The sequence below is a fragment of the Meiothermus ruber DSM 1279 genome (assembly GCF_000024425.1).
GTDB classification, from domain to species: Bacteria; Deinococcota; Deinococci; order Deinococcales; family Thermaceae; genus Meiothermus; species Meiothermus ruber.
Genome location: NC_013946.1, coordinates 1,131,594 through 1,146,402 on the forward strand (window position 1 = coordinate 1,131,594; position 14,809 = coordinate 1,146,402).

The 14,809-nt window shown below is 63.1% G+C and carries 11 protein-coding genes and 1 pseudogene; 4 read left to right on the forward strand and 8 right to left on the reverse strand.

What is annotated here, in order from left to right:
- Positions 1–16: 16 nt before the first annotated feature.
- Both MRUB_RS05690 and MRUB_RS05695 read right to left on the reverse strand, forming a co-directional pair.
- Positions 17–619, reverse strand: a complete 603-nt coding sequence (locus MRUB_RS05690; RefSeq protein WP_013013408.1) for an NAD(P)H-dependent oxidoreductase — start codon at positions 617–619, stop codon at positions 17–19.
- Between the two features lie 48 nt (positions 620–667).
- Positions 668–1,789, reverse strand: a complete 1,122-nt coding sequence (locus MRUB_RS05695) for an acyl-CoA dehydrogenase family protein (RefSeq protein WP_013013409.1) — start codon at positions 1,787–1,789, stop codon at positions 668–670.
- A 151-nt stretch (positions 1,790–1,940) separates the two neighbouring features.
- On the opposite strand from MRUB_RS05695, the gene MRUB_RS05700 reads away from it, so the two are divergent.
- Complete coding sequence (locus tag MRUB_RS05700; protein WP_013013410.1) at positions 1,941–2,699, forward strand: YdcF family protein; 759 nt, start codon at positions 1,941–1,943, stop codon at positions 2,697–2,699.
- 17 nt (positions 2,700–2,716) lie between these two features.
- On the opposite strand, the gene MRUB_RS05705 is transcribed toward MRUB_RS05700, so the two are convergent.
- Together MRUB_RS05705 and MRUB_RS05710 are read right to left on the reverse strand one after the other, a co-directional pair.
- Positions 2,717–3,760, reverse strand: coding sequence for a 2-oxoacid:ferredoxin oxidoreductase subunit beta (locus MRUB_RS05705; protein WP_013013411.1), 1,044 nt, complete (start codon positions 3,758–3,760; stop codon positions 2,717–2,719).
- Positions 3,761–3,782: 22 nt separating this feature from the next.
- Positions 3,783–5,606: a 2-oxoacid:acceptor oxidoreductase subunit alpha gene (locus tag MRUB_RS05710; protein WP_013013412.1), complete on the reverse strand. Its 1,824-nt coding sequence runs from the start codon at positions 5,604–5,606 to the stop codon at positions 3,783–3,785.
- Positions 5,607–5,719: 113 nt separating this feature from the next.
- Here MRUB_RS05710 and MRUB_RS05715 point away from each other — a divergent pair, with 113 nt between their 5' ends.
- On the forward strand, positions 5,720–7,000 hold the full coding sequence (locus MRUB_RS05715) for a metal-dependent hydrolase family protein (protein ID WP_015586499.1): 1,281 nt from the start codon (positions 5,720–5,722) through the stop codon (positions 6,998–7,000).
- 8 nt (positions 7,001–7,008) lie between these two features.
- Here the strand turns inward: MRUB_RS05715 and MRUB_RS05720 are convergent, their stop codons facing one another.
- The 4 genes from MRUB_RS05720 to MRUB_RS05735 form a co-directional block, all read right to left on the reverse strand.
- Complete coding sequence (locus MRUB_RS05720; protein WP_013013414.1) at positions 7,009–7,311, reverse strand: P-II family nitrogen regulator; 303 nt, start codon at positions 7,309–7,311, stop codon at positions 7,009–7,011.
- Complete coding sequence (locus tag MRUB_RS05725; protein ID WP_013013415.1) at positions 7,311–8,279, reverse strand: sodium-dependent bicarbonate transport family permease; 969 nt, start codon at positions 8,277–8,279, stop codon at positions 7,311–7,313. Before MRUB_RS05725 ends, MRUB_RS05720 begins: the two co-directional genes overlap by 1 nt.
- 116 nt (positions 8,280–8,395) lie before the next feature.
- Positions 8,396–8,803 carry an acyl-CoA thioesterase gene (locus MRUB_RS05730; RefSeq protein WP_013013416.1) on the reverse strand — a complete coding sequence of 136 codons (408 nt, stop codon included), beginning with the start codon at positions 8,801–8,803 and terminating at the stop codon, positions 8,396–8,398.
- A gap of 60 nt (positions 8,804–8,863) precedes the next feature.
- Positions 8,864–10,309, reverse strand: a complete 1,446-nt coding sequence (locus MRUB_RS05735; protein ID WP_013013417.1) for an NADP-dependent isocitrate dehydrogenase — start codon at positions 10,307–10,309, stop codon at positions 8,864–8,866.
- A 151-nt stretch (positions 10,310–10,460) separates the two neighbouring features.
- On the opposite strand from MRUB_RS05735, the gene purE reads away from it, so the two are divergent.
- A complete protein-coding gene (gene purE, locus MRUB_RS05740) occupies positions 10,461–10,967 on the forward strand; it encodes a 5-(carboxyamino)imidazole ribonucleotide mutase (RefSeq protein WP_013013418.1) in 507 nt (168 codons plus the stop codon).
- A 171-nt stretch (positions 10,968–11,138) separates the two neighbouring features.
- Positions 11,139–14,780: pseudogene (locus tag MRUB_RS05745) on the forward strand (sensor domain-containing protein).
- Positions 14,781–14,809 lie beyond the last annotated feature (29 nt).

Genomic DNA, 14,809 nt, shown 5'->3' on the forward strand with positions numbered 1-14,809 from the left:
GCCTAGCCGTTATGGCTTAAGTCGAGCTGAAGCGCAGGGGCTCGAGCTCGGGGAGCCTTTTGAGGTGCTCGCGGAAGGCCTCGAGGGTGGCTTTACGCTCGGCCTCGCTCATCTCGCCCGGCCCGTAGGCGATAAAGGGGGGCAGCACCTCCAGGCCGCAGTAGGCAAAAATGCCGTAGTGGATGGGCTCGAGCACCCGCATCAGGTCGCGCTGGGGGGCCTGGCGGAAGTAGTCTTCGCGGGCCCCCACGGTCAGGCTGAGCATGGCTTTCTTACCCCGCAAAAGGCCGTTCTCGAAACTGTGCTGGTCGTCGTAGGCAAATCCGTAGGCAAATACCCGGTCAATCCAGCCTTTCATGATGGCCGGCATCCCGTACCACCAGTCGGGAAACTGAAACAGCAGCAGGTCGGCCCGCCGCACCTTCTCGATCTCGGGCTGGATGTCTTGCAGGTCGCCCTGCAGCTCCTGGGCGCTCAGCACCGGGTTGAAGCGCATGGTGTAAAGGTCGGAAAGCAGAATGCTGTGCCCGGCCTGGCTCAGGGTGCGCACGGCCAGATCCCGCAGGGTGGCGTTGAAGGAGCTGGGGTTGGGGTGGGCATAAATGATCAAGACATTCATCGGCTCAAAGCCTACGGCCAAGAGCCCCAGGGCTGCAACCGGGCGGGTTTAGCGGTAAAGCTCGCGAGTGATTACCAGCTTCTGTATCTCGCTGGTGCCCTCGTAAATCTCGGTAATCTTGGCATCGCGGTAATAGCGTTCCACCCGGTACTCGCGGTGGTAGCCATAGCCCCCCAGCACCTGCACGGCCTCGCGGGTTACGTTCACGGCCACATCGGAGGCAAAGAGCTTGGCGGTGGAGGCCTCGAGGGTGTACTTTTCGCTCCGGTCTTTTTTAGCGGCGGCTTCCAGCACCAGGGCCCGGGCGGCGGCTATGCGGGTGTGCATCTCGGCCAGCTTGAAGCCCACCCCCTGGAATTCCCGAATCTTCTGACCGAACTGGGTGCGCTCATCGGCGTACTGCTTGGCAATCTCGAAGGCCGCGCGGGCCATTCCCACGGCCTGGGCGGCAATGCCGATGCGCCCCGAGTCCAGTCCGGCCAGGGCCTGGGCCAGCCCGCGCCCCTCCTGGCCCAGAAGGTTCTCTTCAGGCACGAAAACCCCCTCGAAGCGCAGCTCACAGGTGTGCGCGGCGTGCAGGCCCATCTTTTCCTCGGGGCTGCCGAAGCTGAGGCCGGGGGTGTCTTTTTCCACAATAAAGCTGCTGATGCCGGCCTCGCTGCGGGCCATCACCACATACACCTGGGCCTGTCCGCCGGAGGTGACCCAGCTCTTAAGTCCGTTTAGCTCCCAGCCGCCGGGCACTTTCTGCGCCGAGAGCTTGAGGGAGGCCGGGTCGGAGCCGGCGTGGGGCTCGGTGAGGGAGAAGGCCCCAATCCACTCGCCGCGGGCCAGGGGCACCAGGTACTTCTTTTTTTGCGCCTCGCTGCCAAAGCGGTTCAGCATGTACTGGGGCAGGCCGGAGGTGACCGAAAGAATTACCGCCACGCTGGGGTCGGCGGCGGCGATCTCCTCCATGGCTAAAGCCCAGGTGACCGAGTCGAGCCCGGCCCCGCCCCAGGCCTCGGGGGTGGTCATGCCCAGGAGCCCGAGCTGGGCGAGCTGTTTGAGCTGGGGCCAGGGGTACTGCCCCGTGCGGTCGTACTCGGGGGCCATCGCCCACAGCACCTCGCGGGAGACAGCTCGCACCATGTCCAGCACCATTTTCTGGTCGGTGGTCAAAACGGCCATGAATATATCGTATCACGCGTTTTGTGCATAAAAAGCGTCATAAAAAGTTGCCAGATAACCCTGTCCAACAGCCCGGCAGGCGGTTTTTCTCGAGGCTGGGTCGGTAATCGGTAAGATGATCACGATGCCCGGATTATCGCTACGGTTACTGATGGCTGCGGGACTGAGCCTGCTGCTCTTACCGCTGGGGCTGGTGATCAACCCCGAGCTGGGCCTGGGGCCGCTGGTGGGGCTGTGGCTGGGCGGAACGCTGCTGGGGGGGTGGGGCCCCACCTTCCGGGTTTTGCTTGGAGGGGGTGTGTTGTGTGCGCTGCTGGTTGCGGCGGTGGTGTTTACCCCGCTCACCCGGACGCTGGCCGAGGGGCTGATTGTGAATGAAGCCCCGCAAAAAGCCGACCTGATTGTGGTGCTGGGGGGCGGGATGCACTGCGGGGCGGGGGAGCTCGAGGCCTCCTCGCTGGCCCGGCTGGAGAAGGGCCTCGAGCTCTGGCGGGCCGGGTATGCCCCCCGCATCACCCTCTCCGACACGGTGGGGGAGATTTTTGGCGACGCCCGCTGCCCTTCGCTGGGCCGGGTGGCCGCCCAGCGCGTGCAGGCCTTGTACGGGGACGAAGGCCCGGAGATCCTTTTTTTGCCCCAGATGCGCACCACCCGCACCGAGGCCCTGGCGGTGGCTGAGCTGGTACAGGCGCGGGGTTGGCAGCGGGTGCTCCTGGTTACCACGCCCGCCCACAGCCGCCGGGCGGCGGGGGCTTTTCGCAAGCTGGGCCTCGAGGTGCTGAGCGTGAACTCGAGCGAGCCCCGCTTCGATCGGGCCCTGGCAGCCCCCGCCGACCGCTTGCAGGCCCTGACCCCGCTTGTCCGGGAGTACCTGGGGCTGCTGGTCTACCGGCTGCGCGGCTGGTTGTAGTCCTGCTCGAAGGCCTATCAACGATAGGCCTGCAACAACTGCTCCAGAGCGGCCGGGCTGGGGCGCAGTTGCTCGGGGGAAAGCTGGGCCAGGGGGGTGCTCAGGCCCTCGAGCTCGGCCAGGCTGGGCCGCTCGGGGTTGTAGTAGATCAGGCCGGTGATGAACTCCCCGGTCTCCTGGGCCCGCTGGAGGCGCTCCAGGGCTGCTAGCTTGTTGGTGGGGTCGTAGTCGTGGCCCAGGTTGCGCAGGCTAATCAGGGAGCCGTCGTGTAGCCGCACCGTGCGGAACTCGCCGGGCTCTAAAGGCTCGATGGCAATTTCCTCGGCGTAGGGTATAAAGCCCAGCTCGTGCAGGGGCTGCTCGTGCTTGGTGCCATAGCCGTAGCTCTTGGGGCTGTCGTCCTCGTTGTTGAAGGCCACACAGGGGCTGATGATGTCGAGCAGGGCGGTGCCCCGGTGGGAGAGGGCAGCTTTGAGCAGCTCGCGCACCTGCTTGGCGTCGCCGGCAAAACTGCGGGCCACAAAGCCGCACCCGGCGATGATGGCCTCCATGCACAGGTCGACCGGGGGAAACTCGTTGTGACCAGCGTATTTGAGCTCGAGGCCCTCTTCCGCGGTGGCCGAGAACTGCCCCTTGGTGAGGCCGTACACACCGTTGTTCTCCACGATGTAAACCATCCGCAGGTTGCGGCGCATCAGGTGCTTGAACTGCCCCATCCCGATGCTGCCGGTGTCGCCGTCGCCCGAGACCCCAATGGCTTTCAAGGTGTGGTTGGCTAGCAGGGCCCCTGTAGCCACGCTGGGCATCCGCCCGTGCAGGGCGTTGAAGCCGTGAGACATGCCCAAAAAATAGGCCGGCGACTTGGACGAGCAGCCGATGCCCGAGAGCTTGATGATCTGGTGGGGCCGTAGGTTGAGCTCGAAGGCGATTTGCACGATCTGGCTGGCAATGCTGTTGTGCCCACAGCCTTTGCACAGGGTGCTGGGACTGCCGTCGTAGTCTTTTTTGCTGAGACCCACCGCGTTGAGCTTGATGGGGGAGGCTGGGTTGAGGTTTTCCATAGGATCATCCTCCGGCTTGCTTTTATGCGCCGGCTTCTGCTTGCAACAGGCGTTCTTGCACCCAGCGGGCCGTGAGGGGCAGCCCGTCCAGGTGTGCGATGGAGCGAATCCGCGCGGCGTAATCGGGCATCTCGGCCCGTAGGATGCTGCACATCTGCCCGTCGTGGTTGAGCTCGATGACGTAGACCCGCTCGTGGGCCGCCACGAAATCGCGCACCTGCTGGTTGATGGGCAGGGCCCGCAGGCGCAAAAAGCTGGTGGGAAGCTGGGAGGCCAGCCGGTCGCGGGCTTCCTCGATGGCATAGCGGGTGGTGCCGTAGGCAATCAGGCCCACCTTGGCCGCGGGGTGGTGGTCTATGGCGGGGGCTGGCACCAAGCGGCGGGCGGTCTCGAACTTGCGGGCCAGACGGGCCATGTTGCGCGCCCAGTCGTCGGCCCGCTCGCTGTACTGGGCTAGCTCGTTGTGGCCGCTGCCGCGGGTGAAGTAGGCGGCCAGGGGGTGGGGGGTGCCGGGCAGGGTGCGGTAGGGGATGCCATCGCCGTCCACGTCCTTGTAGCGGGCGAAGCCGCCTAGGGCCTCGAGCTGCTCGGCGCTCAGCACCTTGCCGCGCTGCATGGGCTGGTCGGGGTACTTGAAGGGTCGGCCCATCCAGTTGTTCATGCCCAGATCCAGGTCGGAGAGTACAAACACCGGGGTCTGAAGCTGCTCGGCCAGGTCCAGCGACCTCCAGCCAAACTCGAAGCACTCCTCAATCGAGGAGGGAAATAGAATGGGGTGTTTGGTGTCGCCGTGGCCCAGGGTGTAGGCGAAGGCGACATCCCCCTGGCTGGTGCGGGTGGGCAGGCCGGTGCTGGGGCCTACCCGCTGGATATCCCATATAACCGCGGGAATCTCGGTGAAGTAGCCGTAGCTGACGAACTCGGCCATCAGGCTGATGCCGGGGCCGCTGGTGGCGGTGAGGGCCCGGGCCCCCGCCCAGCCCGCGCCCATCACGATGCCCGCCGCGGCCAGCTCGTCCTCGGCCTGAATCACGGTGTAGGTGGGATGGCCGTTTTCATCCTTGCGGAGCTTGGGCAAGAACTCCCGCAGGGCATCCATAAAGCTGGTGGAGGGGGTGATGGGATACCAGGCCGCCACGCTCACCCCGCCGAACACCGCCCCTAAGGCCCCGGCCTCGTTGCCGGTCATGATGATCAGGCCCTCGGTCTTGTTCATGGGCTCGAGGCGGAACGGGTCTTGTTTGTGCAGGTTCTCGGTGGCCCAGGCGTGGGCCCGGCGCACCACCTGCATATTGCTTTCCACCAGCTTTTGGCGGTAGTCGAACTGCGCACCCAGGGCTTCTTCCACCACCTCCAGCGGCACCCCCAGCATCCAGGCCACCACCCCCACGTAGGTCATGTTGGCGATGTAGGGCTTGCGCTTGACCGGCACGTCAATCCCAGCGATCAGCTCGTTGACCGGAACCGGGTAATAGGTGATATCGTTGCGCTTGGGCAGGTTCTTCAGGTCGGCGTTGTAGATACACACCCCGCCACTGGGCAGCTCCTGCAGGTCTTCGTGGGCGGTGGCGGGGTTGAAGGCTACCAGAATTTCCGAGGGCTTGCGGGCAATGTAGCCCTCGTGGCTCACCCGGATGTGATACCAGGTAGGAAGCCCCTGGATGTTGGAAGGAAAGATGTTCTTGCCGTGAACCGGTATGCCCAGCTTAAAAAAAGACCGCAACAGCGTGAGGTTTGCGGTCTGACTTCCGGTTCCGTTGGCGGTGGCTACCACTAGCGAAAAGTCGTTGATGATGGGTGTAGGGGTTGCCAGGCCCGCCTCCTGCTGTCGTTCCAGAACGTTCATAGCACCTCCTGTGCTTGCCCATATCCTATCGGAAAACCATGCGGTAGTTGAGTGACTTTAAGCCCTATTTCATGGGAAAAATAGTACAAACGCATGGGGTGTTAGACTTGCCTGTGTTGCCTATAACCCTCCTCCAAAACGCCAGCGTGCTGGATGTACAAGCTGGCCTGCTTTTGCCCAATCAGCGGGTGGTGGTTCGGGACGGCCTGATCGAGCGCCTCGAGCCCATGCACCTAGAAGCCCCCGAGGCCCGGGCTGCCGGGGTGGTACAGATTGACCTGGGGGGTAAAACCCTCCTGCCAGGGCTGATTGATGCCCACGTGCACGTGCTGGCCTGGACAGCCAACCTGCGTGAACTGCACAACGCCTCCCCGCACTACAACGCCCTGCAGGCCGCCGAGATTATGCGGGCCATGCTCTTGCGCGGCTTTACCACCGTGCGGGACGCGGCCGGGGCCGACTTTGGCCTCAAGCGGGCGGTGGAGGAGGGGCTGATTGTGGGGCCGCGGCTTTTCATCTGCGGGCGGGCCCTGAGCCAGACCGGGGGCCACGCCGACAGTCGGGCGGCGGGTGAAATCGCAGTCGAGACGGTTAGCACCCCGGTAGCCTTTGGCCGGGTGGTGGACGGGGTGCCCGAGGTGCGGCGGGCGGTTCGCGAGGAGATTCGCCGGGGGGCCGACCACATCAAGCTGATGCTGGGGGGCGGCATCGCCTCGCCCACCGACCGCCTGACCAACGACCAGTTCTCCCTCGAGGAGATCCGGGCCGCGGTGGAGGAGGCCGAGATGGCCGACCTGTACGTCATGGCCCACACCTACACCGTCCGCGCGGCCAACCGGGCCCTGCGCGCGGGGGTGCGGAGCCTCGAGCACTGCAACCTGATTGACGAGTCCAGCGTGGAGCTGTTCTTGCAGCACGATGCCTGGATGGTGCCCACCCTGGTCACCTATCAGGCCCTGGCCAAAGAAGGGGTCGCGGCGGGTCTGCCCCGGGAGGTGGCCTACAAAATTGACCTGGTGCTCGACAAGGGGCTGGCCGCGCTGGAGATGGCCTATAAAGCCGGGGTGAACCTGGCCTACGGCACCGACCTGCTGGGGGCCATGCACCGGCACCAGCTCGAGGAGTTCACCATCCGGGCGCAGGTGCAGCCCAACCTCGAGGTCATCCGCGGCGCGACCCTGTATGCCGCCCGGCTGCTACGGGCCGAGGGGCGGCTGGGGGTGGTGGCCCCCGGTGCCTACGCCGACCTGATTGCGGTGGAGGGGAACCCGCTCGAGGACATCCGGGTGCTTACCCGCCCCGAGCAGCACCTCGAGCTGGTGATGAAGGGCGGCGTGGTGTATTACCGGCGGGACGGCGGAACAGGGGTGTGGAAGTCTGGAGCGTGGTCATAACGGTCTGGCTAGGTGTATTTATCACCCCGCACCACCTCGACGTTCTCCACAAAGGCAATCACGGCGTAGTTGGCAAAATACACTTCGGCCAGGTGGTTCAGGATTCTCTCAGCCACAGCGGGGCTTACGATGGTCTCGAGGCGGATGTTGCTGCCCTCCCACTCGCTGGCCCGCACCCCCCGGCTGCCCTCGCCCCGGGCATCCGTAATGGTGTAGCCTTTGGCCCCGAGCCTCTTGATGTCCCGCACCAGCTTTTCTTCTAGAAACCCCTCGGCGATGATGGTGACCAGTTTGAGTGAAACCAAGGCCATTAGCTACCTCCATGCAGCCAGCGAGAAATGGCGTAGTAGATGGGGATGCCCAGGGTCAGATTGAAGGGAAAGGTGATGCCCAACGAGGCGGTCAGATAATAGCTGGGGTTGGCCTGGGGCAGGGCGATGCGCACCGCTGCTGGAGCGGCAATATACGAGGCGCTTGCGGCCATGGTGCCCAGCACCATGGCACCGCCCACCGACATGCCGGCCAGGCTGCCCAGCCACACCCCCAGGCTGCCCTGGATTAGCGGCATAACAATTCCAAAACCAACCAAAAAGCCCCCCACCGAGCGCAAGTCGCGCAGGCGTTTGGCCGCTATCATTCCCAGCTCGAGCAAAAACAGCACCAGCACACCGCGGAAAGGATCCACGAACACCGCTGCTACCTGCTTGAGGCCCTCGGGCCCGGTCAGGAACCCCATCACCGAACCCCCTACCAGCAGCAAAACGCTCTTGCCGGCGAAAATTTCCCGTACCGCCTCGGCCAGCGAGCCACCCCCCAGGCTTCGACGGGCAATTAGCAGGGCAATTACGATGGCCGGAACCTCCAAAATGGCTACCAGTGTGGGCAGAAAGCCTTCCACCGGCTGTTTTGCGGCTTGCATGAAGGTGGTGGCGGCAATGAAGGTAACCGCCGAGACCGAGCCGTAGTGGGCGGCGATGGCCGCTGCGTTGACCACATCAAAGCGCCCCAGGCGGCGCAGGACAGCATAGGAGAGGAGTGGGGTGATCACGCTTAAAGCCAGCGTGGCCAGCGCGGGCTTCCATACCTCGACAAAAGGTGTGGTGGCAAGGGCAGCTCCTCCTTTGAGCCCGATGGAGAGCAGCAGATAGATTGAGAGGGTGGTGTAGAGTGCATCGGGAATTTTTAGATCGGACTTGACCAGGGTGGCCACGATGCCCAGAGCAAAGGCCAGCACGGCAGGGGAGAGTAGGTTGATACGGAGCAATTCCAGCGTATCCACGCCAAAGATTCTAAGGCCACTGGGAGCGCTCGAGCGCTTTGTACCAGATTCAAACAGGAGGGCACGCTTTACTTAGAAAGAAACAATAGAGCGGCTTCCCGCTGCTTGCGGGGTAATCAGGCCAGCCCAAACGCCTCTTGAACCTCCAGGGGCGCCGATTTGGGGCGCTGGCGCAAGGGGTCGATCCAGACCCAGTCGGTCTCGCACGAGACCAGCAAGACCCCGGCGCGAACTATCCGGTTGTGGCGGGTGGCCCGGAAGCTGCTGAAATTTACGATTTCAGTGCTGACCTCGAGCTCTTCGCCTAGATGGGCCGGGCGGTGGTAGGTGATGGTATGCCGGTGCACCACTGGAACAACCCCCAGTTGGCGCAGACGCGATAGACTCATGCCCACGCTTTGAGCGTGGGCTGTTACGCAATCTTCGATATAGCGCAGGTAGACGGTGTTGTTGACGTGTCCCAGGCTGTCTATATCACACTCCTGCACCGTGATTCGATGACTGAATCGCCTTCTGGACTCCATCCCCGATAGTCTAATCCAGCCTGGCCCATATGAGTTCTGCCCTGAGAAAGCTGGGTTTCCCTACTGCCCCTGCCCCAGCGAGTACCCCGGCTTGCCGTCGAAGTTGTAAAGATGTTCGGTTTTGATGAAGTCCATGCCGGCAGCAGCAATTTTGCCTAGCAGTTCCACAATGTCGTGGTGGTTGGGGGTGCCCTGCTGGGCCATGAACCGCCCGCGCCAGTGGTCGGTGCGGAAGGTTTCGGGAAAGCCCCCCGGCCATACCTTTACGCCCCGGTTGGTGATCAGGGTGAGCTTGAACTTCTCGGTGGAGAGGGGCTCGAGCAGCTTGGCCAGCTCCTCGGGTTTGGTGCCGCGCCAGTTGAAAAACACGTCAATCCCAACCAGTTCTTTTTTAGCCGGCTTGGGGTTGCGAACCATCAGCGGTACCATGGGTTGTTTGCTGGCCTCGCCAAACTTGGCCGGGCGCAGGCGCTCGGGTTGCTGGCCCAGCCGTTCAATCACGGCCTGGGCAAACTCAGCGGTGCCCACCTTTTTGACACTGACCCGTTCGTCGTAGATATCGGCGGTGTGGATGCCGTCCTCCAAGGTCTTGAGCCAGGCGTTTTTGATGCGGGCGGCGGCCTCAGGCTGCCCGATGTGCACCAGCATGAGGATCGCCCCCTGCAACAGGCCGGAGGGGTTGGCGATGCCCTTACCGGCGATATCGGGTGCGCTCCCATGCACCGCCTCGAACATGGCGCAGTCGTCACCCACATTGGCGGAGCCGGCCAGCCCCACCGAGCCGGCCACCTCGGCGGCGATGTCCGAGAGGATGTCGCCGTATAGGTTGGGCGCCAGAATTACGTCGAAGCGCTCGGGCATCTCGGCCAGGCGGGCTGCGCCGATATCCACAATCATGTGCTCCTTTTGCAGCTCGGGGTACTCCTGCCCAATCTCGTCGAAGACCCGATGGAATAGCCCATCGGTGAGCTTCATGATGTTGTCCTTGGTGATGCAGGTGACCTTCTTGCGCCCATTGCGCCGGGCAAACTCGTAGGCATACCGCACGATGCGCTCGGTGCCGGGGCGGGAGATGAGCTTCAAGCACTGCACCACCTCGTCGGTCTGCTGGTGTTCGATGCCGGCGTAAAGGTCTTCCTCGTTTTCCCGCACAATCACCAGGTCGATGGATTTGTGCTTGGTGGTGACGAAAGGCTCGTAGCTCTGTACCGGGCGCACGTTGGCATATAGCCCCAGGGTTTTGCGCACCGTCACGTTGAGGCTCTTGTAGCCCCCGCCCTGGGGGGTGGTGATGGGAGCCTTTAAGAAGACCCTGGTGCGACGTAAGCTTTCCCAGGCCCTCTCCTCGATGCCGCTGGTGTGCCCACGCCGGTAGACGCTCTCGCCGATCTCGATAACCTCGGGCTCGAGCTGTGCCCCTCCGGCTTCTAGGATTTGCAGCGTGGCTTGCATGATCTCCGGGCCGATACCATCGCCATAAGCTACCGTAATGGGTGTTTTGCTCATGCTCTCTCCTTGCGCCTTTTGGCGCACGAAGAACAATCTAGGTCAAGGAAGTATGGGAAAAACAGGGTTGCGTCATGGTGGTTTTTTGCTAAACTGACCAATACCCTGGGGAATAACAGCTTTTTTGCAGGCCGCGGTAAACTGAGCCAACATGGAGCTACCTCGTCATCCTTTGGTGGGCCTGATTATGGGCTCGAGGTCGGACTGGGAAACCATGCAGCACGCTGCACAGGTCTTAGAGCAGCTACAGGTGCCGCATGAGGTGCGGGTGGTCTCGGCCCATCGGACTCCGGACTTGCTTTTTGAATACGCCGAACAGGCCGAGGCGCGGGGCCTCGAGGTCATCATTGCCGGGGCCGGGGGCGCGGCGCACCTGCCGGGCATGACCGCGGCCAAGACCCGCCTGCCGGTGCTGGGGGTTCCGGTGGAGTCCAGAATCCTCAAAGGGCTGGACTCGCTGCTGTCCATCGTGCAGATGCCGGCTGGGGTGCCGGTGGGTACCCTGGCGATTGGCCGCGCCGGCGCGATTAATGCGGCGCTGCTGGCGGTCAGCATCCTGGCCAATAAATATCCCCGCTGCAAAGAAGCCCTCGAGCGGTTCCGTAAGACCCAGATGGAGGCGGTGCTGGCCGAGCCGGATCCCCGCACCGCCCGATAAAGCTCTTAATAAAGCGAAATTAAAGAGAAATTTGGGCATAATTTTTCAACCCAATGCACTAGACTAAGCGAGGTGAGCAAGAGCAAACGCCCCCTGGACTGGGCCTGGCCGGTGGTGGTGCTGCTGGCTGCGTCCCTGGTGGTGTGGGGTGCGGTGGCCCGCCTGTGGGGGGTGTCCTTGGCGGCCTTGTTGCTGCTGGTCTGGCTGTGCTGGCGGTGGGGCGTTTGGGCTGGCGAGCGTCGAACCGAAACTTGGTTCGAGAACCTGGAACTGCTGATGGTCAGGCTCGACCGCGAGGGCCGCATCGTCTTTTGTAACCGGTATTTGCTCGAGCTCACCGGCTGGAGCTGGCCGCAGGTGGCTGGCCGTAACTGGTTTGAACTGTTCGTGCCTGAGGAGGAAGGTCTTAGGGCGTTGTTTGAGCAACAAATGGCCCAGGAAACCATCATGCCCCAGCACAGGAACGCCATCCGGACGCGCAGCGGTGAGCTTCGGCAGGTGGTTTGGAGGAATGCCCTGGCACGCGATGCGCACGGGCGGGTGGTGGGCGCCACCTCCATTGGTCAGGACATTACGGCCATTGAACGGGCCGAAGAGGGGCGTTTGCGCAGCGAGAGGATACTTCACCAGATCGTCGAGACCGTGCAAGATGTGGTGTTGCTGACCGATGCAGAGATGCGGATTCAGTACACCACCCCCTCGATGTACCCTGTGGGCGGCTGGAGGCCAGAGGAACTGGAAGGGCGTTCGGTGTTTACCCTGCTCGATCCCGAGCAGCAGCGCATCTTCCAACGAATGATCCGCGAAGCGACGCCCCAGAACCACACGAACCGGGCGCGCTTTTCCTACCAACGCCCCGACGGCCAGCGGCGGATTTTAGAGGCCTCCATCAACTTCCTGTTCTCAGCAAAGGGGGCGTTCCAGGGGGCTGTGGTGGGCATCCGTGACGTTACCGAGCACTACCAGGCCGAGCAGGCCGTGCGGGAAAGCGAGCAGCGCCTGCGCGAGCTGGCCAATTCCATGCGCGATGTGGTCATGATGCTGGATCCCAAAGGCCTGATTGAGTACGTCACCCCCTCGGTGCGGGCCGTGCTGGGCTACGACCCGCAGGAGCTGGTGGGCCGCAGCGCTTTCGATTTTTTTGAACCAGAAGACCACAGTTGGGTACTGGAGGCAGTACGGGCTGCGCGGGAGGGGAGACGGCCACTGCGGCTGGAGTACCAGCACCGCCACAAGGATGGCTCGAGGGTCTGGCTCGAGACCCAGCTTGATTTTGTTTACGACCTCGAGGGCAACCCTATCCGGATGGTGCTGGGGGCGCGGCAGATCCAGGATCGCCGCGAGGCCGAAGAGCAACTGCGCAAAAGCGAACAGATGCTCCGTCAGGTGACCGATGCCATGCAGGATATCGTGCTCCTGACCGACGAGAACGCCATCGTTCGCTACATTACCCCTTCGGTGCAAAAGGTGACAGGAATTCACCCCCAGGCGCTGGTGGGCCGCTCGGCTTACGAGCTGCTCGACGCCGAACAGTCCAGGCGCTTTAAGGAGCTTTCGGCGGCCGCCACACCCGAAAACCCTACCGCACAGTCGAGCTTTGTGTTTGTGTGCCCGGATGGCCGCGAGCTTTACATGGAGGCCTCCATCAAATTCCTGTTTGACGAGAAGGGCCTGGATCGGGGTGCGGTCACCGGGATTCGCGACCTGACCGAGCGATACCGAGCCGAGCAGGCCGTGCGCCAGAGCGAGCAGATGCTGCGGCAGATCACCGACGCCATGCAGGATGTGGTGGCCCTGACCGATCCGCGCGGCTACTTTCGCTACTTGACGCCTTCGGTTGAGCGCCTGCTGGGTTACCGCCCGGAGCAGATGCTGGGCCAACTGGCCTTCGATTATCTGGCCCCCGAAGACCGCGAGAAAGCCATGCGTTTGGCTGAACAGAGCCTGGCCGGCGCCGGTTCGTACCAGCTCGAGGGCCGCTATCGCCACGCAAAGGGGCACTACGTCTGGATCGACACCCTGGTTACCTACATCTACGATGGGGAGGGAAGGCTTGTGGGCAGCGTGGTAAGCGGCCGGGATGTCACCGAGCGCCGCCAGGCTGAGGAGGCCTTGCGGGAACGGGAGTACCGCTTGCGCCAGATCACCAACTCCATTCGCGACGTGGTGGTGCTGCTGGATCCCCTGGCCAGGGTGCAGTACGTGACCCCTTCGGTTGAGCAGATTCTGGGATACCGCCCGGAAGAACTGGTGGGTAAGCCGATTTCCATGCTGGCCGGTAAGGCCCAATGGGCTGAGATCCGGCGGCGGGGCTTGCAGGCCATCCGGGAAAAACGGGTCTACTCCACCGAGTGCGGCTGTAAGCACAAAGATGGCCACGTGGTCTGGATCGAGAGCCTGGTTAACTTCGTATGGGATGACGCGGAGGCCTTACAGGGCATTGTGGTGGGGATGCGCGATATCAGCGAGCGCAAGCAGCAGCAGGCCTATGTGGAGTACATGGCCTACCACGACGAGCTCACCAAGCTGCCCAACCGCCGGGCTTTGCGCCGGGCGGCCGAGGAACTGCTGTCCAGGGCAAGCCAGCGGGAGATACCGGTCAGCCTCCTGTACCTCGACCTCGATAACTTTAAAACGGTCAACGACACCCTGGGCCACGATGTGGGCGATGAACTCCTGGTAGAGGTATCGCAGGTGTTGAGCAAGCAACTGCGCGCGGAGGATATGCTGGCCCGGCTGGGCGGCGACGAGTTCGCCTGCATTCTGTTCAACACCGATACCGAGCAGGCCCGGCAGGTGGCTTCGCGCATGTCCAGGGCCATTCGCAGTGCGCTGGGTGCGGGCAACCCTGCCCACAAGCTGCCCAGCCTGGGGGTGAGCGTGGGCATCGCCAGTTTTCCCAAGGATGGCCGCACTTTTGTTGAGCTGCTCAAGGTGGCCGATATCGCCATGTACCAGGCCAAGGGCTCGGGCAGCCGGGTGGTCGTGTATGATCCGGCCAAAAGCCCCTATACCGAAGAACGGCTCCAGTTTGAGGCGGCCATGCGCAAAGCCGTCCAGGAACAGCAGCTCCAACTGCTGTACCAGCCCATCTGGCATCTGCGGGAGCGGCGCATAGAGGAAGCCGAGGCGCTTTTGTGCTGGCCTTACCAGGGAACAATACTGCGGGCATCGGAGTTTGTGCCCCTGGCCGAAGAGGTGCATCTCGTTGAACAGATGGACTGGCTGGCCTTGCAAAAAGGGCTCATGCAGCTCAAGCTCTGGCATGAGAGGGGCTATTTGTACCGCCTTTCCATCAACCTCTCGACCCAGTCGTTGGTGCAGCCCGAGGTGATGCGGGAACTGCTGGCCTTGCTGAAAGATGCAGCGCTGGATCCCCAGTGGCTGACCCTCGAGGTCACCGAGAGCGTCTTGTTGCGTGAGCCCGAGCAGGCTCGAGCGGCCCTCGAGGGTTTCAAGGCCCTGGGGGTTCAGATTGCCATCGACGACTTTGGCAGCGGTTAAGCCTCGCTGGGCTACCTGCGCCAACTACCCCTCGACCGCCTCAAAATAGACCGTAGCTTTATCAGCTACCTGGGCACCAGCGTGCGCGACGAGAAGCTGATTCGCGCGGCCATTGACCTGGCCCACAGCCTCGAGGTCGAGGTGGTGGCCGAGGGGGTTGAGACCCAGGAGCAGCTCGAGTGGTTGTGCAAAAACGACTGCGACCTGGTACAGGGTTATCTGGTGGGCCAGCCGGTGCCGGCCGCCGACTGGCCGCCGTCGCAACCCCTCGATCACCCGCTGCTTTCCCTGCCGAGGCTGGAAGGCTAGGCCCGACTAGAAAGCAACGGGTTGGCCCT